Annotated in this window: 23 protein-coding genes and 1 pseudogene; 15 read left to right on the top strand and 9 right to left on the bottom strand. The window is 56.1% G+C overall.

Going from position 1 to position 23,045, the window contains the following annotated elements; all coding sequences use genetic code 11:
• Window positions 1–49: 49 nt before the first annotated feature.
• The 5 genes from DV706_RS18395 (at window position 50) to DV706_RS18375 (ending at window position 3,940) form a co-directional block, all read left to right on the top strand.
• Window positions 50–238 (top strand): hypothetical protein, encoded by a 189-nt coding sequence (locus DV706_RS18395; RefSeq protein ID WP_240756897.1) that lies wholly within the window; start codon window positions 50–52, stop codon window positions 236–238.
• Window positions 239–524: 286 nt separating this feature from the next.
• A complete protein-coding gene (locus DV706_RS18390; protein WP_006067207.1) occupies window positions 525–1,604 on the top strand; it encodes a M48 family metalloprotease in 1,080 nt (359 codons plus the stop codon).
• 95 nt (window positions 1,605–1,699) lie between these two features.
• Window positions 1,700–2,173 (top strand): hypothetical protein, encoded by a 474-nt coding sequence (locus DV706_RS18385; RefSeq protein ID WP_136350965.1) that lies wholly within the window; start codon window positions 1,700–1,702, stop codon window positions 2,171–2,173.
• A gap of 202 nt (window positions 2,174–2,375) precedes the next feature.
• Window positions 2,376–2,765 carry an IS200/IS605 family transposase gene (gene tnpA / locus DV706_RS18380; protein WP_006067206.1) on the top strand — a complete coding sequence of 130 codons (390 nt, stop codon included), beginning with the start codon at window positions 2,376–2,378 and terminating at the stop codon, window positions 2,763–2,765.
• A gap of 2 nt (window positions 2,766–2,767) precedes the next feature.
• Window positions 2,768–3,940 carry an RNA-guided endonuclease InsQ/TnpB family protein gene (locus tag DV706_RS18375; protein ID WP_006067205.1) on the top strand — a complete coding sequence of 391 codons (1,173 nt, stop codon included), beginning with the start codon at window positions 2,768–2,770 and terminating at the stop codon, window positions 3,938–3,940.
• A 302-nt stretch (window positions 3,941–4,242) separates the two neighbouring features.
• Here DV706_RS18375 and DV706_RS18370 read toward each other — a convergent pair whose 3' ends face one another.
• Together DV706_RS18370 and DV706_RS18365 are read right to left on the bottom strand one after the other, a co-directional pair.
• Window positions 4,243–4,599: a type II toxin-antitoxin system PemK/MazF family toxin gene (locus DV706_RS18370; protein WP_006067204.1), complete on the bottom strand. Its 357-nt coding sequence runs from the start codon at window positions 4,597–4,599 to the stop codon at window positions 4,243–4,245.
• On the bottom strand, window positions 4,600–4,869 hold the full coding sequence (locus DV706_RS18365) for an AbrB/MazE/SpoVT family DNA-binding domain-containing protein (RefSeq protein ID WP_006067203.1): 270 nt from the start codon (window positions 4,867–4,869) through the stop codon (window positions 4,600–4,602).
• Window positions 4,870–5,002: 133 nt separating this feature from the next.
• On the opposite strand from DV706_RS18365, the gene DV706_RS18360 reads away from it, so the two are divergent.
• Entirely contained in the window at window positions 5,003–6,652 is a 1,650-nt protein-coding gene (locus tag DV706_RS18360) for an MBL fold metallo-hydrolase (protein WP_006067202.1), read from the top strand.
• A gap of 12 nt (window positions 6,653–6,664) precedes the next feature.
• Here DV706_RS18360 and DV706_RS18355 read toward each other — a convergent pair whose 3' ends face one another.
• Both DV706_RS18355 and DV706_RS18350 read right to left on the bottom strand, forming a co-directional pair.
• Window positions 6,665–7,084, bottom strand: coding sequence for an HVO_A0114 family putative DNA-binding protein (locus DV706_RS18355; protein WP_006067201.1), 420 nt, complete (start codon window positions 7,082–7,084; stop codon window positions 6,665–6,667).
• The gene (locus DV706_RS18350) at window positions 7,068–7,382 is read right to left on the bottom strand and encodes a toxin-antitoxin system TumE family protein (protein WP_006067200.1); all 315 of its coding nucleotides are present in this window, start codon (window positions 7,380–7,382) and stop codon (window positions 7,068–7,070) included. Before DV706_RS18350 ends, DV706_RS18355 begins: the two co-directional genes overlap by 17 nt.
• Window positions 7,383–8,280: 898 nt before the next feature.
• On the opposite strand from DV706_RS18350, the gene DV706_RS18345 reads away from it, so the two are divergent.
• Together DV706_RS18345 and DV706_RS18340 are read left to right on the top strand one after the other, a co-directional pair.
• A complete protein-coding gene (locus DV706_RS18345) occupies window positions 8,281–8,664 on the top strand; it encodes a hypothetical protein (RefSeq protein WP_006067198.1) in 384 nt (127 codons plus the stop codon).
• A gap of 10 nt (window positions 8,665–8,674) precedes the next feature.
• A complete protein-coding gene (locus tag DV706_RS18340; RefSeq protein WP_006067197.1) occupies window positions 8,675–11,470 on the top strand; it encodes a hypothetical protein in 2,796 nt (931 codons plus the stop codon).
• 84 nt (window positions 11,471–11,554) lie between these two features.
• Here DV706_RS18340 and DV706_RS18335 read toward each other — a convergent pair whose 3' ends face one another.
• On the bottom strand, window positions 11,555–12,814 hold the full coding sequence (locus DV706_RS18335; RefSeq protein WP_006067196.1) for a phage NrS-1 polymerase family protein: 1,260 nt from the start codon (window positions 12,812–12,814) through the stop codon (window positions 11,555–11,557).
• Between the two features lie 380 nt (window positions 12,815–13,194).
• Here DV706_RS18335 and DV706_RS18330 point away from each other — a divergent pair, with 380 nt between their 5' ends.
• The 3 genes from DV706_RS18330 (at window position 13,195) to DV706_RS18320 (ending at window position 16,540) form a co-directional block, all read left to right on the top strand.
• Window positions 13,195–14,115, top strand: coding sequence for a helix-turn-helix domain-containing protein (locus tag DV706_RS18330; RefSeq protein WP_006067195.1), 921 nt, complete (start codon window positions 13,195–13,197; stop codon window positions 14,113–14,115).
• A complete protein-coding gene (locus DV706_RS18325) occupies window positions 14,112–14,924 on the top strand; it encodes a hypothetical protein (RefSeq protein ID WP_006067194.1) in 813 nt (270 codons plus the stop codon). The genes DV706_RS18330 and DV706_RS18325 overlap by 4 nt, the downstream gene beginning before the upstream one ends.
• Window positions 14,925–15,751: 827 nt before the next feature.
• A complete protein-coding gene (locus DV706_RS18320; RefSeq protein WP_136350997.1) occupies window positions 15,752–16,540 on the top strand; it encodes a hypothetical protein in 789 nt (262 codons plus the stop codon).
• Window positions 16,541–16,553: 13 nt separating this feature from the next.
• On the opposite strand, the gene DV706_RS18315 is transcribed toward DV706_RS18320, so the two are convergent.
• Window positions 16,554–16,904, bottom strand: coding sequence for a calcium-binding protein (locus DV706_RS18315; RefSeq protein ID WP_006067192.1), 351 nt, complete (start codon window positions 16,902–16,904; stop codon window positions 16,554–16,556).
• Between the two features lie 82 nt (window positions 16,905–16,986).
• A pseudogene (locus DV706_RS18310) lies at window positions 16,987–17,241 on the bottom strand (site-specific integrase); the annotation flags it as partial.
• A 246-nt stretch (window positions 17,242–17,487) separates the two neighbouring features.
• Here DV706_RS18310 and DV706_RS18305 point away from each other — a divergent pair.
• Window positions 17,488–17,892, top strand: a complete 405-nt coding sequence (locus tag DV706_RS18305; RefSeq protein WP_136350964.1) for a hypothetical protein — start codon at window positions 17,488–17,490, stop codon at window positions 17,890–17,892.
• 91 nt (window positions 17,893–17,983) lie between these two features.
• Here the strand turns inward: DV706_RS18305 and DV706_RS18300 are convergent, their stop codons facing one another.
• Complete coding sequence (locus tag DV706_RS18300) at window positions 17,984–19,702, bottom strand: hypothetical protein (protein ID WP_136350963.1); 1,719 nt, start codon at window positions 19,700–19,702, stop codon at window positions 17,984–17,986.
• 129 nt (window positions 19,703–19,831) lie between these two features.
• On the opposite strand from DV706_RS18300, the gene DV706_RS22150 reads away from it, so the two are divergent.
• The 3 genes from DV706_RS22150 to DV706_RS22140 all read left to right on the top strand — a co-directional run bounded on the left by DV706_RS22150 (window position 19,832) and on the right by DV706_RS22140 (window position 21,265).
• Window positions 19,832–20,305 carry a helix-turn-helix domain-containing protein gene (locus tag DV706_RS22150; protein ID WP_049889919.1) on the top strand — a complete coding sequence of 158 codons (474 nt, stop codon included), beginning with the start codon at window positions 19,832–19,834 and terminating at the stop codon, window positions 20,303–20,305.
• A complete protein-coding gene (locus DV706_RS22145; RefSeq protein ID WP_206537769.1) occupies window positions 20,265–20,963 on the top strand; it encodes an IS630 family transposase in 699 nt (232 codons plus the stop codon). The genes DV706_RS22150 and DV706_RS22145 overlap by 41 nt, the downstream gene beginning before the upstream one ends.
• Window positions 20,964–21,055: 92 nt before the next feature.
• Entirely contained in the window at window positions 21,056–21,265 is a 210-nt protein-coding gene (locus tag DV706_RS22140) for a hypothetical protein (RefSeq protein ID WP_136350996.1), read from the top strand.
• Between the two features lie 49 nt (window positions 21,266–21,314).
• On the opposite strand, the gene DV706_RS18285 is transcribed toward DV706_RS22140, so the two are convergent.
• The gene (locus DV706_RS18285; RefSeq protein WP_006067188.1) at window positions 21,315–22,934 is read right to left on the bottom strand and encodes a helix-turn-helix domain-containing protein; all 1,620 of its coding nucleotides are present in this window, start codon (window positions 22,932–22,934) and stop codon (window positions 21,315–21,317) included.
• Window positions 22,935–23,045: the final 111 nt, after the last annotated feature.

Genomic DNA, 23,045 nt, shown 5'->3' with positions numbered 1-23,045 from the left:
TTATTGAATAACTCGCAATTTTATTACCAAGATGGACATATCCGTATTCATGCCTGAAAGGATCGAGTTTGAGGAGTGGCAGGCGGGGGTTTTGATGACTATTGGTGCCGTCCTCGTGGGTGCGATTTTTGCAATAATTTTTGTTGGCATGTTTGGAACTTTTGGTGCCTATCTCGGCTTCGCAGGCGGCTTTGTAGCAACGTTTCTGTTTCTCTCTTTCGTGCTCTATGGCCGGTAATTAGAACACCTGTACTAATCGGCGTATTCCTTCCGCAACACGTTAAAACGAACCGTAGCGAACTGACCACTACATGTACGATCACATCGTACCGTCCAGTCAATTCTGACGCCCCGTTTCTTGACACATTTGGACGGTGGCCCTGCTCGGCAAGCATTTCATGCAGTACTAGCATTCCAACAGCAAGGACAACGACGCCACTTACAGGAGCGAACGTTGGTCAGATCAGTGTTTTAAACAGTTGCTTCGGTAATATTTTAGACTATTCGTTACAACAGATCCGCGTATGTCCCTACTGGTCACCGCAGTCACCTGGTTCCTTCTCGTTATTTTCGTTGCTATCAGTGCGACCTGTTCGCTCGGGGTTGGCTACCTGTACGGTCGGTTTTCTCAAAACTGGTCGGACGAAACTGTCGCCCGATGGACGAATATCCTCACGGGGGCGACAGGCTTTCTCGCTGGCGTCGTAACCTGGGTCGTTGGTAATGCCGGACTCCTCACACCGGGAGACGGATTTATAGATACACTCGTCACGATTCTTGCCAGCGCCGGCGCTGCGATCGTTGTTGCCGTAGCAACGATCACCGCGATTCTCCACGCCAACCCTGAATTGCCGGGTGTCGACCACGTACCGACGGTTCGTCGTCACTATCTGCGATATCTGGCCGTCCTCTTTGTATTCGTCTTCCTGCTCGCTTCCGGCATCCTCACAGCGCTTGAGGGCGGGCCAGTTGGACTTGTCATTCTGGTTCTTGGACTCTGGGGTATGGCCTGGGCTGGCGCGCCGCTGCTGTCCGGACTCTCTTCAAGGACGCGTCGACCGACCGACGACGAGCGAGCGCGTATCCATTCGCTTCTCGAGAGCGTTGATTTGCCGGTCCGGGGGTTCCGGATCGTTGAGGCAGATGACAAGTACCTCGCGGTCGAATTGTCCGGAGCTCCTGGTGGCCGGTTTCTGTTCGTCTCGAGCAGCGCACTCGAGACGTTCGATGACGAAACCCTGCAGGCACTGCTCGCTGCCCGTCGGGAACAAGCGGCCTATTACGAAGAAATTATCTCGATGGTGCCATATATCGTTCCTCTCATTTGGGTGGTGTTAGCGGTCAATTTCGAGGTAGTCTCGATACTTCCAGCGATAATGGTAGCAATCGTAATCGCCGCAATCGGCCTCGCTGGAGTCCGGAAATTTCGGTACTACACTGATTCCCGTGCCGGTGATACCGTTGGATCGGAAACGCTCGCTAACGCGTTCGAATGCGCTGCACTGGCAGCCGGTGTCGATCTCAAAGACGGATCACGTCGAAGCCTAATCTCGAGGACGCCGCCGCTGGCGGAACGAATCGAACGCCTCCGCGAGAATCGGTAACAGTAGTTGGTGAAGCACAAAACAGTCAGTGAGGAATTTGAGTAGCACAGTTGAAGCTAACAAAACTTATGGGGAGGTGAAAGGAACTTGACAGTGTGTCATCTAAAGAACGTTCATTGCTGATCCCGAGTCTGGTTTATCTTGGTGCCACTATACTAATCGGAATACCAGCAATAATCGCTTCACTATCGGTTTTGACCCATCTCTCCGGTGTAGTACTCAATACCGTAGGGGTTGAACAAATACCGCCAGTCGGCGGCATCTTGTTGCTTGCGGTATCAGTCCTAATTGGTCTTCAGTTAGCCGTCGAAGCCGCTGCTGTTCAATTAGGCGGGATTGAAGCATTAGGAAGAGGGTCTCCGCGTGCTACCCTCGCTCGATATGGGTTCCTAACCCTGTGCGTGTTCATCGCGCTGGCAGCCGTTACGTGGGCAGGTCTTTCCGCAGTAGTAGGCGGATATGGGTGGAGCATTATCGTACTTGGACTGCTGGTCGGGTGTGCTGGGTTCATTGTCCTCTATAGGAGTACACACGCCTTCCTCACAGGATTCCGTGGCAGCGAGGTATAAGCACGCGTAGTTACCGAATCGAGGTGTACATTTCTACATCCAACTCTGAATATCGGTACTGTCTTACACGAAATCGAGGAGAAAGCCCACGACTTCAGTCGTGGGATGAATCCGACCATATACGACACAAACTATCCTCGATAGCCGACCGAGGGTTGATGGTATCCTAATATATAATATAGATTGACTTCTATCTAATCGTATGCCACGCGGGTACAGTCGAGAGCGAACGTCGGTTCACAACCTCCACTACCACTTCGTGTGGTGTCCGAAGTACCGCAAGCCGGTGCTGACCGACAAGGTTGCCGACCGTCTCGAACAACTCATCGAGGAGAAAGCCGACGAACTCGACCTCGACATTCTCCGATTGGCAATCCAGTCCGACCACGTACACCTGTTCATCACTGGCAACCCCAAACTCGCCCCGAACAAAATCATGCAACAGGTCAAGGGCTACACCTCGCGGAACCTCCGCAACGAGTTCGACTTCGGCCTCCCCTCGCTGTGGACACGCTCGTACTTCGTCTCCTCAGCAGGCGAAGTGTCGAGTCAGACCATCGAGGAGTACATCGAAGCACAGACCGGACGATAACGATGCATCGAGAAGTCACCACCACAGTACGGGTCAAACTCCACTCGCTCACCGAGCGGAAAGCCCGACTCATCGAACGCGAGTACGGCGCGTTTCAAGATGCCGTTCACGGTGACGACAAAGCGAACCTTTACTCCGCCACTAAACAACAGGCGGGCAAAGTCCGCTCGAACAAGAACCCGCGAGAGGACATCGAACAGCCTGTCGTCCTCCGTAACGACTGCATCACCATCGAACACGACGAGGACACGGTTCTCTCGTCGTGGTGGTTCAAACTCCCCGTCTACAACCCCGAGAAGGAACGCGGGGATAGCATCTGGGTTCCCGTCCGCGTCCCCAAGAAGGACACGAACCTCCTTGAAGACGAGTACATCCGCGACTCGGAACTCGTCCTCCGAGACGGCGAGTGGTATGTCCATCTCGTCTGCAAACGGTCTGTGGCCGTCGCAGACGAATACGATGACATTCTCGCCGTCGATATGGGTGCAAAGTGGATAGCTGTCAGCACGTTCCTCTCTGACCGCGACACGCAGTTCCACGGATCGGAAGTCCGTCGCGTCCGTGAACACTACAAGCAACTCCGCAAGAGGATCGGGAAGGCGAAGGTGCGTTCGGGAGCGCAGGTCATCGAACGCCTCGGGGACAAGGAATCCAGAACGGTCGAACACGAACTGCACCAAGTGGCAAACGAACTCGTTGCTCGCGCCCGGGAGCGTAACGCCGTCATCGTGTTCGGTGATATGACGGGGTTGCGCTTCGACAACGACAAGGGTCGGTACGTGAACGACAAGACCCACAAGATGCCATACGCGAAGATGGCGAACATCCTCACGTACAAAGCCCATCTTGACGGGCGAGAGTGCCTCCCCGTGAACGAGTACGACACGTCTGTGACGTGTTGGCGGTGTGGGTCGCAGAACACATCGCGGGAAGTGCAGGGGCGGGTCGAGTGCCACGACTGTGGACTGGACGACAACGGTGACAAGAATGGCGCGACGAACATCGGCAAACGAGCCGTCGGTAAGAACATTCAGAGTCCGCTATCGACGGTGGGGGCTGTTGTGGCTCAGCCCGAAACGCAGGTCGTACTCAAAGGAACCAACGGTGAGATGGAACCTGCGAACTCCCCAGACGACGTGGGCCTAACCCTCAGTGAGGGAAGCCCACGACTTTAGTCGTGGGAGAAGTCACTAACTACTAGGTGATAGCAAAGTCGCGAAACAGATTTGCGCTGTGGCGAAAGCCCGGCAGCGAACGGCCATTGGCCGTGAGCAGCCCGGACCGTGGAGGTGGTGGGAGGTGGCGGTGGGTTGGAGCAGGAGTGGGAGCCACGCACCAGACCGGCGATCCACTCAGAAAATGGGACCGACGTGCCTACTCGGACATGTTGTCGGCCGGGAATTACGGAGAAGCAAGGAGAAAGACCCGTCGTTCACAGTAGTTGCCGAAGCAACTACTGTTCAGCGCGGGGAGGAGGTCACCACGAGCCGCGCAGCCCAAGACTATACTCGAGTGCGGTATCGACGTCACGCATTCGTTCTTCAGAAATGGATCCGACGACGGTGTTAATTCGATGTTCGATCGACACCGTTCGGATCTGGCTGCACATTGCGACGGAATCCTCTCGAAGGTGGCACTCATCGGCCTTCACGAGCACTTCGAACGGATACAACTCGTCATCAAACGACGTCGTGAACGGGACGACAACCGTCGTGGGTGCGTTTTCGTTCCCAACGTTATTTTGGACGACAAGACATGGTCGCGTCCCCCGTTGTTCTGAACCTTTTGTCGGGTCAAGCTCGACGATCACGATGTCACCCCGGCGTACCTCCATCTACTCCCACTCCGGGGCGTCGCCGAGATATTCGTCGGCCTCCTGAGATACGCCATTCATTTCATCGTAGAGTTCTCGAAGGCGATCGGCTCGCGCACGATAGCCGGCCGCGAGATCCTCTCGAGTGATCGGTTTCTCGATGATGATTTTTCCTGACTCTTTGCGGATTTCTACCTCGTCACCGCCGCCGATGTCAAACTCTTCGCGCAGTTCCTTGGGGAGGGTGACCTGTCCGCGGTCGCCGACTCGTCGTTTTTCAATCCCACTCATACATACTCATATCATATCCATACTCAAGAGACTATCGGTCGACAGGTGGACTAAATACAGATGCCGTACTACCAATCACTGCTAGTACAAAACTGAAACCCATGCAGTTCTGAATTGAAACTGTCCCCCACGTATGCGTGTCTCCTACCAACATGCGAACGTCCACAGCGGCAACGAGTCGACGCTTCTGCGCTTTACCACCGACGATGGCACGCGTGCGTGTGTTCTCGTCGATGCTGGCGATGATGTCGATGTCGAATCCATGCTCGGCGACGACGAGTATCTGAACGCCATTTTGCTTACTCACGGCCACATCGACCATTACCGAACGCTCGCGGGAAACGTTCACCACAGCGCCCCCATTTACACCTCACCCGCGACGGCAACGATTCTCGAGCAGGCGTTACCTGAAGCCCAGAAGGATAACGACCTTGGCGACATTTCAGTTGCGCTCGAGGCGCTTGAACCGATCGACGAGTGGACGTCGATCCTGTCCACACTCGAGGTTCGACCGATTTCGGCCGGGCACACGCCTGGTGCAGCCGGATTCATACTCAGATTTCGTGACGAGAACCCGAGTGACGGCCCCCTCAGTGGTGAGCAACACCTCCTCGTCACCGGTGATTTCACAATGCGACCGTGTGCCGGTTTTCCAGGGCTCGAGACCGCCTACCCGTTCGATATCGACTGTGTGTTGCTGAACGTCTCGAGCGATGATTCGTACACGACTGCACTCAACGAGTCACTCGAGACGGTACTCGAGCGTGCGTTTGCCGGCTCACGGGTCGTGATCGCAACGAGTTCGCTCACCGGCGTCCACTACGCGACAGTACTCGCCCAGGTTGCGACGGAACTCGAGCGCGAGTTACCGCTCACCATCGTCGGACAAGCTGCCAAAGTGTACAACGCACTCGAATATGATGTGCCATCGGTCACTTCCCACGAAGTGTTCGAGCGACCTGATGAGGTGCTCGAAGATGGAAGTGTGACGATCACAGGGCCAGAGTCGCCAACGACCGGAAGCTCTCGTCGACTCCTCGAGACTATCGACGACGATCCAGGGGCACTGTTCATCCAACTCGCGACAGACAATGGTGACGGCATCTCGAACACCCAGTGTACAACACAGTCGATCCGTCTGTCAAACCACCCAACACTCGGGACCATCGACGACGTTGTCCGCTCACTTGCTCCGATAGAGGTCGTGATCAAACACGCGAGAGGCGATACACTCAACCGGTTTCAACGCCGTTTCGATCGGTGTTTCACCTGGGGGACGAACGATCAAGACGTCCACCGACTCTACGAAGAGGGACGTTGGAACGCCCCTGGATGGATCGCGGAAGCGACTGCAAGACGGATTCGCAGACGTCACTGGGAGGCGGTACAGGAACAATCGCTCGAGCCTGATGCCACGCTGGATGTCAACGGGCGCGAACCGATCAATCTTGAGGCCGAAGGCGTCAACCTCGACGCTCTCGAGACGACGTTTGCACGGACTGCGGCAGATCCATATGCTTCGGCGAACCCCGATGCTGTGGCATCTGACACTGAGACGCTTCCTGCAGAAACGGAATCACTCGAAGAACAGTCGCTTGAGGCAGAACTCCTCGCTCGACTCGATGCAATTGACGCGAAACTCGAGCGTTCCGAGGAGACAGTCAGGGCTCGTGTGTTGAGTGGGACAGGAGGAGATCAATTTCTCCAACTACTAGATCCGGTAAAACTTGAACCTGGGGAGATTGTCGAAATAACGGTCAGAGAAGATTCACGTAACGCGTAGGTCGACACTCGGTCATGCGTTCGCTTCGTCTCGAGCCACGTCCGGAGCGTGCAGCGGGAGATCCACTTCGAGAGAGTCGTACCAGACAGTTGGGCGCTTGCGTCGCCCGTCCTGCTCGAAGTGGATTAGATGGAGTGATTCGAGTTCCTCGAGGTTCGTGTGGACCTGGCGGACGTCCCGGTCGACAAGTCGCGCTGCCTCGCGAATACTCTCTGGCTCATGTTGTACAATCGTTCGGAGTAGTTCCAGGTTCTTCGGACGGGTGACGCGATGAATATCGTCAGGATCGTCGAAGATCACCTCAAAATGAGGCTCAGGCGTCTCACCGCGATCAAGCGCGCGAAGGGCATCTCGTAGCCCATCTTCATCGCCGCTCTGGAATCGGATGTACATTGTTCGATCGCCGTCAGTTGGGTTACCAGTGTTCTCCATGATCACGTACCTCCTGTTTGAATCGGTCGTAGAGTGCTTCGAGACCGCTGAACTCGATGTCCTCGATTTTACCGTTTGACAGGTGTTTGTGGTGGGGTGCTGCCCCGGGATGATCCGGGAAGTTGTCGTATCGGATGATGGTTTTACCGTCGGTGGTGCCATACTGCATTGAGTATTTTATGCCGTCGGGATACCGGTCAGATGGCGGAACTGCCCACGCCTGCACTTCGGCATACGTCTCGCCGAAATCCTTCGTCACTTCGATGAGTAGGTTAGCACCCTCATCATCGTCTGCCATCAACTGTTGTCACAACCCACAACACAATAAGTGATGTGGTTGGGAACAACATAGAGTGATTGATTTTGTGGCGTCGTTCAAGTCAACGCAACATGCCTGACGCGGTCAGCTGCATCCATCTCCGCTGGCCACGAACGTGATTGATTACTCATTGGACTCTCTAAAGTCGCCTTGGACCAATATTTTGGTATGCCTCCGGATTATTTCGTATTATCCTGCTGAGGACGTTGTCTAATCGGTTTGAGCACGAAACGGTCACGTCGACACGTTGCATCGAGATCCGGATCTGATGTCTCTGGACGAGATCGTGACAATTTGTTCACGAGCTCCGTTCGAAGTTCATCTCGATCGGGTGTCTCGGTATGCCACCCAACTCGAGCATCGTAGTGATGCTTTGAGAAGGCCTCTCCTCGAGGGTTCTCTGCGGTATACTGTGTGCGTTTGGTTCCCCAGAGATGTGACGACCGATACTCGGCAGCGAGGTTTTCATGGGTGAGTTCGATGAGAACCCACTCCACGTACGAGATGATCGAGACTCTACTACGATCGTTTGGAACAGGAAGGTGTCGACGAGTCTCCCGTGACGTGGCCGTTATCTCTCGAGGCGTCTTGTAGCCGACTCCCAGTTTCGGTGTTGGTGGTTCAGAACTCATAGTCAGTGAGGGGAGTCTATGATTCCCCTCACCCCTTTGGGGATGAGAAACCGTTCTGGTGAGCAGAGAAATCACTCGAATAACTGTTCTCTGAAGGTGTCATAGAACTCTTCCCAGGATGTTAATTACAACCACGATGTGTGATCAAAGAAGATGAGGTTCGAAGGACTATCGGCGGCTCATCCAAGATGACCACTGAGTACTCTAGACGTACACTTTTGTAATTCGTGAAACAATCGCCGTGCATGGCCGAGCATCAGGGATGGATAGTCGCTGAGATCGACGACAACGGCGATCCAGATGCTGTGATGGGGAACATGATCGACGAACGCTATCCGGATCGGTTCACGAGCCAACAACAGGGATCGTCGGTCGTAATCTACGACGACAACGTAACGACGTCGGTCCCTGTTGATACGGTGTTAGAATCGATCTGTGGCCACCTCGACCGAGTCGTTATCGTCGAATCGATCGAAGGTGGGGATGGGCGGACGAAGAGCAGATACTACGAAGTTGAGGACGATCAGCTCGGAGAGCCAGTCGACGAACTGTCGACTATCAGTCGGTGGTTCGTCGAGTCACACTTCGACTACTACGCAATTCACTACGGTATCGATGGCGCAATCTGACTCGGACCCAATGATCGACGAGCTATGTAGCCGCCTCGCGGAGGCTGAACCAACAGCCGAACCCGCCGTGATGGCCCAGATATCGCGGTTGTATCTCGACGATCCGTCCGACTGGTCTCTGGATCCGACCACCCAGAGCGTCGAAATACTCCGGTCGTATCTCGATCACGACGACCCCGAACTTCGAAGCGGAGCCGCCTTCATGCTTAGTACGATTGCCGCGGGGACACTGGGTCCGGATCCAGAAGACGTCGTGGACGTATCGGCCTTGGGTTCCCAGTTGCTCGAACTAATCGACGACGACAGTCCTCGGGTGCGTCAGATAATCGTCTCGACCGGAGCCCTCGGTGGCATTGTCAGCGAGGCACTCGACGACGACTCGTTCACGCCATCCTCGACCGACAACGAACGTACCCCTCCGAAACCCGTCTCGTGGGTGGCAATGGCCCTGGTCGAACACCTGCACGATCCATCACCAATCGTCCGCAAACGAGTCGCCTTCCATCTCGAATCACACGCCGTCGACCTGCTCGAGGAGCATCCGGATGCCAGCGCTGCAATCGACACGGTCATCGACACCTTCGAAGACGATCTCGACGCACTTGCGCCGAATCGTGATGCGGCGACGCCTCGATACGCGGCGGTCCGTATCCTCTGTGACGTGGCCGCGGATTCTCCGGCCCTGCTGGTCGATCACGTCGACCGCCTTGATGGGTACCTCGACGCCGATGACGACGAGATTCGAATCGGGGTGGCGAGAATGCTCGGATGGCTGATACACGCTGATCACCTCGATCGAACGGACGTCGCCGAGCGCGTGGTCGATCGGCTCGCTTCCCAGGGCCGTTCCTTACGCGACGACGCAGAGCTACTCGTGTCGGCTGCACTGGCCGCCGGCGAAGGGTCTGGTAAGCCTGAAGCGGCTCTCACAACACTACTCCAGGTCCAAAGTCCCGATCACCGAAGCACGGGCGCAGACACGCTGGCTCGGTACGTTCGCCAGAGCGATCAATCCTTTGAGCCACACTTCGAAGCGATAGCCGAATACTCCGAAACACAGCCGTTTACCGAGCGCAGCGAGGATCCGCTCGTCACGCTGGCTGCGAACTATCCGGAGTTCGTGGCGGACTGTCTGATCGACTGGCACGAATCGGTCGTCGACGGTTCCGCCTACAGAACGATCGACGACGACTTGCTGGTCGGGATTTGTGACCAGAACCCGACGGCGATTGAGGAGTTCCTCCCCTACGCCGTCGAGACGGCTAGCCCGGAGTTCGATTACGAGCGGTCGGACCGTCACCACGTCAGTCCGTCGGTGAAGACGCTGAATGCCCTGGCAAAGCGCCGACCAGAGGTGATTGCGGATGCCGTGTCGGACCTGTTGGCAGCACGCGGACGATCGCCCCCTCTGGACAACCAGGTTTCTGGCTTGGTGGAAGCGGTGGCCGACGTCGGACCCTCCGTCACCGACGAAACCGTAGCCGCACTCGAGGAGACGCTCCGGTCGATCGAGGGGAACCTGGGCGCTGCTCGAGCACTGGCCGCGCTCTACGAGGCAGGACACGACGCCGTGACCGACGACTACGAAATTTTCGTCGATCCGTACCTCGAGGGAGCCCTCGATGGCTCGTCGAGAGGCGGAAAGTATGCCCTGCCACCCGTCGCGGCGGCGGATCCGAAATTCGTTTCGGAAGTGCTGTACGATATCTTCGGTCACTGGGCGGAAACTGACGAGGATCGAGGCCCAACGAGAACCCTCGCGACCGTCGCCGATGCCGAACTGGCCGCTGCCAGGCCGGTTCTCGATGACTTGGTTGCAGTGACGCTGTCCGACGAGTCGGCGGACGAGCGGATCGAGAACCTATCCGATGACCAGCTCTTCGACCTCGTCAAGTTCTACATTTCGAAAGAGCCACCGAACGGTCCGGAGTTCTTCGAACGGTTTCTCGAGGCGCTCGTCCCGATCGTCGAGCATGGATCGACGGTCGGCGAAACTACCGACGAGGTACCGGGGGGTGCCGAGATCCCTGGTCGCTTCGATCCCGAGGACATCGTCGACCTGATCGACGCCGAAACGAGCTTGACACCGGAGACGATCGAACCGAAGCTCGCAACGTTCGTCGACACGGTCATCAAGCCATTACTCTCGCCGCGACCGTCGGCGATGGATCTCCACCTCGATATCGCGAGAACGATCGGATCCGGTCATCCCGTGGTATTCGAACCCCACGTTCAGAGGCTGCTCGACGCTGCCGAGGCTGCGGACGATCGCCAACAAGCCGATCTCGTTGGATACACGCTCTGTGAGTTGGGTGAGGAGACACCCGATACTATCGAGGAGAATCTCGGTCGGCTGTCAGACCTCGCCGCCGACGGCGACGTCGCCTCCAGTTCGATCGCAGCTGGCACACTCGGTAAATTGCTCGAGGAACGTCCTGAACGCGCTGACACCGTGGCCGGATCGCTCGGCGCCGCCCTCCCGAACGTCTATCTCTGGGCGCGTCGACAGGCTGCGATAGCCCTCGAGACGGCGGCTGAGGAGGATCCACAGGCGGTTCGTGACGTGGTTCCCGATCTTGTGGCGCTTCTGGTTGCGTTCGACGGTATGCCAGATGGCTCTCACTTTGTGACTAGACATGAGACCAGGGACTACGTCAGATACACGTTCATGGCGTTGGAGGCAGTCGCTGAGTCAGAGCCCGAACCGGTACTGGCAGCGTTCGAATCACACGGTGGTATTGAGTCAGTAGAGATACCGGGCTGGTCAAATCGGCTCTCAGACCTCAAAGCGACGCTTGAAGCTTGAGTGGCCGAGGAATACTCCCGGCAGGGCGTCTGTATAAATGTTAACGAGGACGACTTCTGCAAAACACTACGTTCACTACGGAGGTCAGCTTCGCCGCCACAATCGCTGCATCCGTGTTCGGAGTGATGATGTCTCCTCATCTTTCTCGGAGGATGGCTCAGTGGTATCCTCGAGGTCGTCCTCCTGCTGTTCAACGATCGATCGCAACTGCTGGCGCTCTGTTGTGAGTTGTTCGATCTGGTCACGTTGGTCAGCAATAGTCTGCTCCAACTCGTCGATACGGGTCTCGAGAAGGTCGTTCTTTTCCTCGAGATACACTCGATCAACCCCTTCAGAACCCTGTTCTACAATACCGGACTCGAGAGTGGAAGCGGTGCCTGTATCAGTATCAGCAGCATCTACTGACGTCTCCACAGTAGATGTTGTCGGCTCGTAGAAGTCATCTGTCGTAGCAATCGCGCGCTCGAGGGTCTTCTCTCCGTATGTCGATCCATCGGCGTGGTGGACGTCGTCCCATTTTCCACGGATGAGCCCTGACTGTCGAAACAGCCGATCCATCTGCAGTTGGTTTCCACCGGTCCAGAACGCCAGCAGACAGCACAGTGCCATATCAGCTTCTGATTGACTGTCGTATCCACTGGTGTTGCCTCGCCACAATCGATCGAACTTCTCTCCGTTGCCCGCCGAGCGAGCTTTCTCGAGCAGTTCCTCGTCCTCGAGGCCGAGGGTCTGGTTCTGACCCGAGTCATCACGTCGACCGCCAGTAGTAGCGTCGATACCGTCGTCGGTATCGTCTTCAGCGACGAACTCCTCATGAACTGCCTCAAGGGCGTCCTGACGTTCGTTGATCGACGTCGGCGTTCCGTCGACGTGGTCTGCAGTCACAGTGAAAAAGCGAGACTGATCGTACATCTCGACACCGCCACGCCGGTTTCGCCCGCCGGGGAAGTCGCCATGAATGATGACGTGATAGCCCGTACCAGATGGAGAGACTTCCGTATAGGACTCGAGTTGCTGGACGATCCTCTTTGCTTCCGGATCTGGTCTCCCAGTCTCTGGATCTCGGCACTTATCCAGGTCGATGCCGACGAGTGGATCCGTCCGCGTGAACACGAACCCGATTCCATCTGCTCTACCAGTAGATGCATACTCGAGAGCCGTCTCGAGATCACTCCACGTACGATCGTCCGTCGACGATGCGAAGTCGCCGGTCTTCGGGTTGACTGGGACCTTCGTCGTGTCGCCATTTCGGGTCTCTTCTCGCCAGCAGATCCACTGTGCTCGCTCAGTGAGCGCTTCAGGTATCGCTTCGACATCGGTTTCACTCTCTAACTTATTACTCATCTTTGAACACCATTGGTGATGGCTCTCCGATTCTGGAGGAGTCTAATAAACTCGAGATACCGACACAACTGCCCAGACAGATGCCCTGACCGACGGGGTAACCCCCCTCTATACTAGTCGGTTTTTGCCCCGACATTGCCCTGACATCCGGTGCCGTCTTGCGATTTTTGCCCTGACAAGGCTGTCGGGGTATATTTATCTCAAATAGTATACACTGACACGCTCACAAATGTCTACGGTCGACGCCGTACTTGGGTTTGCTGGCTATCGCTCGCCCATATTCGACCGCCTGCCGTGCTGTGAGGACGTTCACCAGGTCGATTCGATCCCGTTGCGTGGTTACGAAGATATTTATAATCGGTTCGTATTATTGCAACACTGTGTACACAAAGGCGGAACTTCGCGTGCTTGCAGCACTCGATAGCGACTTATCCGTCTCCGAGCTCGCTGACGACCTCGGTTGGAGCGTGAATTACGTCTCTGAACTCGTTGAACGAGTTGAAGCGAAAGGGCTCGTCCACACTCGTCGGTCTGGGAAGAAGAAGCAAGTCCAGCGGTCGGATGCGAAGGCCATCGAACTGTTCGATACGTTCGTCCAGCAGTATTCACACCTCCCGTTTCCTGAGCTACTCGACGGAGCGACGCTTCGTGTGCTCTACTACCTCGACTCACCCGCATCTGCGCCCGACCTCGCTGATCTGGTCGGCGTCCATCGAAGTACGGTTCATCGGGCACTGTCACCACTACAGGATCGGGGAATCGTTTACACGTCCGATGGAAAGTACACAGTTAACGACGAGTTCGAGGGGTTAGTCACGCTGGCGCGGGAATTTGGTCACCTTCGGAACCGCGTTCGAATCGAAGAACACGTCGATACATACGCGATCCTCTGGGAGTCACTTGAGGAGTTCCTCGTCCAGACCAACGACGTGATTGAATCGGACGTATTCGTTCCTACGGGTCCGGAACAATTCCAGACGTTTGGTCTTCCCCTGCTGGCGCGGCAACGACGATATTACCTGTATTCGGAGTCAAAAGACGACATTTCACCAGCAGAGCTGTGTTGTCATATGCTCGTCATCGATGACGGAACACGGACGAAATCGTACTGCCTATTGTTACTCAAAAGCGAGGACGTGGATCGGGACGAGATACTGGCACTCGCCGACACCTATGGCGTCAAAACGGCCGTCTCAGATTTGCTTGCATATCTCGACAGCGAAGGGGCAGAACGAGCTGACCGGCTGCCAACGTGGGATGAGTTCCGTGACCTTGCAGACGAATACGAGGTGACTGTATGAGAGCACGATTCGACGGCGAATACATTGAGGCGGAGTTGGAACGTGTCGGAGCACAGATCGAAATCTCGCTAACAGTGTACCTGATCGGCGGTGGGGCGATGGCATTTCGAGACCTGAAGAACACAACGAAAGACATCGATCTCGTCGTCACTGGTGGTGACGATCTTCAGCATCTGCAGACAGTTCTTGTAGCGAATGGCTACGAGATCGTTAAAGATCCCGGGGAAGAGTACGACGAACTCGGAGCCCAGCGAATTCTCGAAAACGACGACGGCTGCCGTATTGATGTGTTCAACCAGCAGGTAGTCGACAAGCTCGTCCTTTCGGATAGGATGCGCCATCGTAGTGAACGCTATCTTGATGTCGGTGGGTTGTCCGTTGAGCTCGTCAGTGCTGAGGATATCTTCCTGTTCAAAGCGGTCGCCGGTCGGACTGACGACATCGAAGACATGTTTGGGCTGGTTCAGACAGCACTCGATTTCGATGTCATTGAGAGCGAACTGGAGCAACAGATCGACCTCCTCGGACAGGAACTGTTCGTCTCGTACGTCAACGAGGCGCTTTTCGAACTCGAAGAGCAGCACAATATCACGACTCCATTGGCTGAGACCGTCTCCGAGATCACCGAACGCGTGTACTGGGAACTCGAAGTGTTGCAGACAATCGACGATTCGGTCAACAGGTCGGAGTTTGAGGCCACACTCGACCTTTCGGCTGCGGAAATCGAGGAAGCTCTCTGCAGCCTCGAAGAGAAAGATGTGATAACGGTCGAAGACCAGCGGATTACGAAAGAAGCGACGACGCTGTGATCTTCCACCCATCAGCTCACAGTTCATGACCTCTTTGAGTGTGTTCGCTGAAAACCCACGGCTGGTGTTTGACGTTCTGCTGGAGGAATTCTGAAGTACTGGACACCCGTTGGATCAGCATGGTCACGGTCGAATACAGATCTGAACTCGACCCATTGTTGGACGTATCACTTCCTTCAGACTGGATTGTTGCTATCGTTCCGGAACCAGGCCAGTTACTGGCGGAATCGAAGCTTCCAGAGGATCAGTTGCTTGGTCAACTGTTTTCAGGTGAAGACGACGAGGGTTGTGTTGCAACACGGCTGGTATACCTGTATTGTCGTGGAATCAACCGAGACAGCTCGCCAGGCGGAAATCAGATTTCGATTACGTACGATCTGGACGTGAATCAATACGAACTTTCGTCAATATCGGACGAGACGACTGTCCAGACAGCTGGCGAAGCGGTGGACTGGGTGAACGAGCAGTTCCTCACAGTTGAGGCCTGCGTTGATACGCACTTGGTGCTGACCGAACTGGCTGAAGATATCCACGGTCTCGGATCACGTGGAGTACACGGTCTCGTCGAAACCTTCGAGACACTTGATACACTTAAAAAAGCAAGTATTAGTACGCTAAGTGAAGTTCCGTACGTTGACAAGGAGATTGCGACGACGCTCCAAACCGCTCTCGAAGATGTTGAAGTCGTGAATGATGCTGACTCGACACCACTTGAACAGGAGTTGCGGACCACCGACGGACCACTGATCTTCGACCTACAGCAAGGCCCTATCCCCGGAAAATTAGTTCCGAGTGATGGGTCCGAACCGACGTATAGTTCCGACGGGATTGGTAGCACTACTGGTAGAGATTTGACCGATCGGTTTGTGATCGAAGTTAGCCGTGTTGGAACTGTCGATCATATTGTCGACTTGGATGCGGAATCCTCAGCCAGTTCACCGTACTCGCCACACGATCTTCCTGGGGTGAAACTGTGTAACCGGAGTACACGCTCTCCCGCCAGTGAGTATCTTTCGCTTGAAGATTATACTGACTGGCAGGGTATCAATAAGGTGGAATTCGATAGTGAGGCACCCGATGAGATCTGTTCGTACTGTTGGAGGGCTGTCCGTGAGACACTAGAGAAGGAGAAGCACACAAGCGAGAGTATCAGTCGTCGTATTGGAAAAGTGGGATACCGTCTTCGGTGGAAGCAAAAGGGGCGTGCACGCAAAGAGTGGTACGATATCATAGTCCAGCCAACAACAACCATGGCAGAACTTGATAGACTCGTCTGTCGATTCACCACACTTGATGATTTACACCTCCGAATGTATGGCCTCGAAGAGGAGTATCTAGATTCGTCTCTCAACATCATTCCAGACGATCAAGTGGCCGCTCTTGGTGACCCATCCTATCGAAAAGCAGGCAATGTGACTGTGGGTGACGTTGCTGAACAAGCCATGCTCTGGGAAGGAGATCGTCTCAGTCTGGTCTATGACTTTGGCACTCCATCTCAGTATTATTGCATCGTGAAAGAGGTATGCGATCTCGAAGAGATAGACACGCTCTTTACCGAAACGGAGCTAATCGCCAGAACCGAAACAGCGGCAATCGTCGACGAAAAGCGACCATAGCTCCCGAACGTTGTCAGCGGTTGAGCCAGTAGTGCCAGTCGGAAACTGCCTGTTCAGTATCATCGCTGGCTTCGACAGGCTCGAGTTGTTTCAGTGGCACGCCGAGTTTTCTGTCGTTCCACTCGATGGTCACGAACTGCTGACGGAGCGACGGCTCTACCGAGGGCATCCCGAGCACGCGCACTGTTTCGCCTTTCTTTAGTGGCGATACCTCAAGCTCCTCGATACACTGCACCTCAAAGGGAAAGTCCATGGTCTCTTCGAGATAGGTTATCCAGCCCACAGCCTGCTCGTCTTGAGTATAGGCATCGACGATTATCTCCATCTCAATGCGCTCCTCACGCTCTTCATCTCTATCTGTCATGGGTCGCAGTAGGCTGGCTTGAAGGTAAGGTGTTCTGGCAGTCTCTTCAGCAGTTTCGAGGCGGAGCCCCCGGCCTCAAGGAGCGAGGGCTTCCTGTCCCGTTCGCTGTGTCTTTTCCACGTGGCACCCGGAGACGGAAGTGATCACCGTCCAGTGTGCGCTTGACGTGCTTTGGCTTCACCTGGGGAATCTCGAAGGCCCGGAGCCCGACGTAGCCACCGAGCAGGATGATGAGATCGTCGCGGAATGTAGCCGCAGCGCGCCGGAGTTCCTCGAGTTCCTCGTCGGTCATCCACACATGGTATTGACCGTTGACCGACGTCGATTCGATTCTCATTGTAGGTTTTTCTATACAGACCTACGCTAAATATATGGCAGATGATGGGAATATGCCCGTTTCACCGGCCCGATCGGTGCGATTCGAACGCACCACTTCCGATTTGTTGGACAAATCGGCACTCAGAATAACACTCACAATTGGAGCGTGTCATAGAACTGTTCGCAATGATCAGTAGAGATGCGAATGTAACGATGCGTTCAGTGCGTGAGTAAATATATGTGCGCACAGTCTGTAACTCTTCTCATGAATCAGATCTCCACTGAGAAGAACCCGTACCTTGGTGGTGACGAGCGGGCACGGATTCTTCGGTCGTTTCTGTTTTCGCTCGCTCTAACTCCGTTATTGCTGTTGATTGAGCCTGCCCGTCGGATTGTTTCGCTTGAGGTAACGCTAGCGGCTATTGCACTAGGTATATTTCTCGGGATTGGGGCGGCCATTGGACTGACCGACGTTAACCTTCAGGTTGCCAATAACGTGACGGCATCAATTGTAGTCCTCGTTTCTATCTGTGTGGCCACAATCGCTGTGTGGTTAATTGTTCCCCACCAACATATCGGGGCAGTACTTCAGTTTTCAGTTGCGTTCATCTGGGCGATGCCCATTACTGAACTGCTGTATCATCGCCTCCGGACATCCGAACCCAGCTAAGGTCATGATCTTCTTCTGATACATCCACAGCCTGTACTAACTATTTTGAAACTCGTGTGAAGTCCTCTGTGACTCTTCTAAATAACATGGATCAAGGGCCCTCCCAGCGGGTGACCTCGCCGGTTGCCTCGCCGACAGTTGCGAATACAACCACGTCGTCTCCGTCCGGATCAACGGGCACCTGCAGCGTTGTTCCAGCTGCAACTGGCTCGTTCGCGTCAAGCGATCCCGCGCTATCGGAAAAACTACCAGGTGCTTCCCGGGGTTGTGCGACGAGGACGTCAGCGTCAGTGTCGGCGACCACTTCGATGTGGAGACTGCCGAGATCGCCTACTTCGGGCGGTTCGTACGCGAAGGAAAACGAATCCTCGGGAACGGCTTGCGCAACCTCTTCGGAAGTGAGGTCACCGGTAGGTACCTGTTTGCTGGTGAGTTCGCCGATCGCATCCGTTTCGTCAACCGCAAAGACCGTTACGCCGTCGCCATCGGGATCGATTTGGACCGGCACACCAGTGCCAGGGTTGACAGTGCCCTCTTGTGGGCCGACCTCATTGTATCCGCCGGAATCGGCCTCAACTCGAATCGCCGCTGCAGCTGTCTCTTCGACTATCTCAACCCAGAACTCGCCGAAGGGCTCATCGTCAAGTGGCGGCTCGTACCGGAATTCCAGCGCGTCCTCGGGGACGAGTGCTTCAGCCTCTTCTCTGGAGAGGTCCTGTCTCTCATTATCGGTCCCGACACTGATGTCGGCAGCGTCATAGGTCGCACTCGAAGTGAGGCGGTCGTCTTCGATATCGACAGAGACATCAGAGCCCATCATGCCGAACTCGTTCTCGACTGTCTCACGAGTCACCTCGGCGAGATCGTCGGCAGTCAGCGCGAACCGGGCATCGAGCTGGTCTGTCTCGGGGTCGAACGTCGCGGCTGCCATCACGTCTTCGCTCTCCGCGGGGTGGAACGGTGGTTCATCACCGACGGAGTCCGCGAGATCAAACTCCGTTTCGGGTACCGGCCCGATGTGACCGAACACAACATCGCCATCGCCAGTCTGCTCGACGAGCCACGCGACGGTGTCGTCTGCTTCGGCTGCCGACTGGCGATCGCCAGCCCCGGTAGCGGCGACCTGCTCCAGTCGATCGGCGTCCGAACCAACTACCATGGTATCCTCGTCGAGTGCGACCACGGGTGCGTCCTCCAATCCGTCGGGCACCTCGACAGGCTCGTAGCGGTCGTAGCCATGGAGTGCACTGGTCTGTTCGTAGGTGGCGGCGAACGGCTCCGCTTCACGAGTCAGGCGGTCGTGGAGTTCGTCGGTGTCGAACGTTCCCTCAACGACAATGGTGCCATTGACCACGAGCAGGCTGCTTGCTTCCGACTCGAACTCCTCATCGGGATCGAGCACTGGTAGTAGGTCGGCAGCCGCGAGGCCCAGCGAGAAAAGACCGACAGTTGAACTGCCAACCTCAAGCGGGAACGTTACCAGTGGGTCGTCAACATCCTCAGCCGGATCGAGCGAGATCTCATCCTGTTCGCCGGCTTCGGGGACGTCGAAGTTGACGTAAGCTACGTACAACCAGTCGTTCTCAGCGGGGAGCCAGTTCGCGTAGCCCGGTTCATCTGCCGGACCATCTTCAGTGTCGTCGTTTTCTTCTGCACCGTTCTCATCGGTGCCGTTCAGATCATCGTTATCGTCGCCGCTGAGACAGCCAGCCAGCATTGCTGTCGCAGTCCCAATCCCGAGGAGGAACCGTCGTCGATTGCTCGGCTGTGCGCTGTTCCTATTGTCAGTGGGGACCAGTTGAGGACGCATATGAGACGGTCGTCCTGGTTGTAACAAAAACCCCTGCAAGTTGTTTCTCGATCAGAAACGCCCTGCCCTCTAGTGTAGCTTCAACCCTTGACCTGCTAGGTTAAGCATTCTGAGAGCCTATCTCTAGGAATGGGTACGAAGAAGCACGTTGTCGAACTCTCTGGCGAAGACCGCAGAACACTCGAATGGTTCATCTCGACCGGTGAACGGAAGGGCGAGGACAATACGCGGGCACGGATTCTCCTGAAGGCGGATGACGGGCTCACCGATTCAAAAATCGGTGAGCACGTCGGCTGTCACTGGAAAACAGCGTACAATACGCGGAAAGCCTACAGTGAGCGAGGGCTCGCGGCGATTCATCGCCGCAAGCCCGACCGGGAGTATGAACGCAAACTCGACGGAGAAGCCGAAGCTCACCTTATCCGGCTTGCCTGTAGCGAACCACCGGACGGACACTCTCGCTGGACGCTTCATCTCCTTGCAGACGAACTCGTGACCCTCGACGAGATCGACTTCGAGTCGATCTCTCACGAAACCGTGAGACAGCGTCTAAAAAAACACCCTGAAACCGCATCTCTCGGATTATTGGGCAATTCCGCCTGACCAGAACGCCGAATTCATCTACTACATGGAGGACGTTCTTGAGCTCTACCAAGAACCGTACGACGAGAGCCGTCCAGTCATCTGTTTCGACGAGTCCAGTAAAACTCTCCGTGGACACAAACGCGACCCGCTCCCGGCGAAACCGGGAGCGGTCGCACGTATTGACACTCACTATGAACGCAATGGCGAGAAGAAACTCCACCTTGCGACGGAACCGTTGACTGGCTGGGTCAACGTCGAGGTCACAGACAGGAGACGCACCAAAGAGTGGATCGACCAAATGATCGAACTCGCGGATGACCACTACCCGGATGCCGAGTGCATCCGGGTGGTGGTCGATCACCTCAATACGCACAATCCTGCCGGATTCTATCAGTTTCTCCCACCGGAAAAAGCGCAAGCGTACCTTGATCGGTTCGAGTTCCACTACGTCCCCAAGCACGGTAGCTGGTTGAACATGGCCGAGATTGAGCTTGGCGTCCTCAAACGACAGTGTCTTGATCGCCGCATCTACCACGCAGCGACCCTCCGGTCGGAGGTCGCTGCGTGGCAGGCCAAGCGAAACGCGGCTGATCGCCTCATCGACTGGCAGTTCACAACTGATGATGCACGGATCAAACTACGCCGACTCTATCCAGTTGCACTGGAAGAGAGCTAGCAAGAACACAGTTGAAGCTACACTAGGGGCTTAAACAGGATTCTCATAAAGTCAGAGCCGACGCAGTCAACCATCGAGCACTCACGCTCGCGATTGTCGCAGAGGAGGCAGAGATCACGACCGGGTGCCATCCACACGGATTCGCCGCAGCCTGTCTGTACAGAGCAGGCCAAGAGCTGGGGCACTGTCTCACACGACAAGAACTCGCTAACGTGGCCGGCACGTCGCCGACAACAATCCGAGCCCACCGCGATCGCCTGCTCGAACTCCTCGACGATCGGAGGGATAGAACAAGAGACTAGTGAGAGATGTCGCAGCCCCAGACGGAAAGATGTCACAACTTGAGGTACGTTACCTATGGATTTTTGCTGCAAACAACTTCCGCTGGGCGGCCCGTAGGTGCTGAGTGAAGGTCGCCCGCGAAATGTCGAGGGCGTCGGCGAGTTCGCCCGTGTTGTTGTGTCGCGGCCGCTCGAAGTAGCCCGCCTCGACGGCGAGTTCGAGCACCTGTCGCTGCCGGTCGGTCAGGTCGTCGATCGGCTCCATCCTCGACGTAGTGGATTCATCGGCGGTCCAGAGCGTTTTCACCGACCCCTCACCATAGAGTTCCGAGAGGACATCGACACACGCGTTGACGGTGCTCTCCCCACTGAGAACGGCCGAAATCCGTGCGTGTCTGTCGTCGACAACGGTTTGTGATAGCGAGACCCCGGCGTCGACGAGCCGTGTTTCGGGAGCCGGCGATTCGACGACGAGTCCACACTGGATGGCGTCGTCGGTTCGGTAGTAGTCGACCGAGACGATCGTCTCGGTCGTGTCGACTCCCTCCGAGAGGGTAGCTTCCGTGACCCCTTCGACGGTCGTCACGTAGAGCACTTCGTGGTCGTTTCGGGGGATGACCGTTGCTGCGCGGAGCGTCGACTCGTCGGGTAGTACTGCCGCAAGCTCGAGGAGTGGGTGGCACCCGCCGCTGAGTGCAAATTCGACGGTTCCGGTGGCAGACGAGAGGAGGGTTCGCTTCCACGCGGTCGTCTGGAAGGCATAGCCGACCGTCTCGGCGTACTCGGTGAGCAACGCCCGTTCACGGTTGTCGATCTGTGGTGTCCGGCTATAGACCGTCAACACACCGAAATAGACCCCATTGTGACTGATCGGGATCGCGACCACTACGCTAAAGCCGTGGTCGACGGCAACCTGTTCCCAGTCGGCTGACTCGGTTTCTGTCCCCTCGAGGGTTGCCAGCGAGTGGACGACCGGTCCGGTTTCGTCGAGTGAGCGGAACGTGGGTTCGGCGCACTCGACTGGCCGCGTCCCGGGCGTGATTGCGGCTTCAAGATAGTCGGTGTCACCAGCCGTCGCAAGTGGGACGACCCCGCGATCATCGTCGAGAACAGCAATCCACGCACAGGCGTAGCCGCTGTCGACCAGCTGCTCGCAGATGTTCCCGCCGAGTTCAGAACGGGTGGCCGAGACGGTTACAGTTTCGAGGAGGGCCTCCTTTTGCCGTTGTTCGCGGGCCAACGCTCGGCGGCTCCGGTCAGCCTCGACAGCCGTTTCGATCCGCCGGACCAACCCGGTGGGTTGCTGGCCGAGATCCAGCTTCCGGACGTAGTCGGTAACCCGCTCGCCGATCGCATCGCTGGCGACCGTCTCATCACCCTCTCCGGTTACCAGAATAAACGGCAGCTCCGGTTCGGTGGCACGAACCTCAGCCAGCAGTTCGACACCGGTGCCGTCGCCGAGTTGGTAGTCACAGACGATACAATCAGGCTCGGTGGCCGCGAGCGCGGATCGAGCCGCCTTGAAACTGGTCGCCGTCGACACACTGAGGCGTTCGTGGGAGCGCTCGAGCAGTCGACGCTGTGTCCGGGACCACGTCTCGTCGTCGTCGATCAAGAGCACCGAAATCGGCCGGGTCGATGCGGGTGCCGAAACCGACTCTGCCACGTTGTTTACGGTCACACTACACATCCCCGTCGACTGCGGGCGGAGCTGAACACACCACTTCCAACCTGATCCATTATATCTGATAGTATCGCGGGGGACTACTAAAGTGTATACCACCGTATAGTGGTGTGTTAC

Origin of the sequence: Natronorubrum bangense, from assembly GCF_004799645.1 — an archaeon.
Lineage (GTDB): Archaea > Halobacteriota > Halobacteria > Halobacteriales > Natrialbaceae > Natronorubrum > Natronorubrum bangense.
The sequence above is the reverse complement of the archived record's forward strand: the minus strand, read 5'-3'. Positions and strand labels throughout refer to the sequence as shown.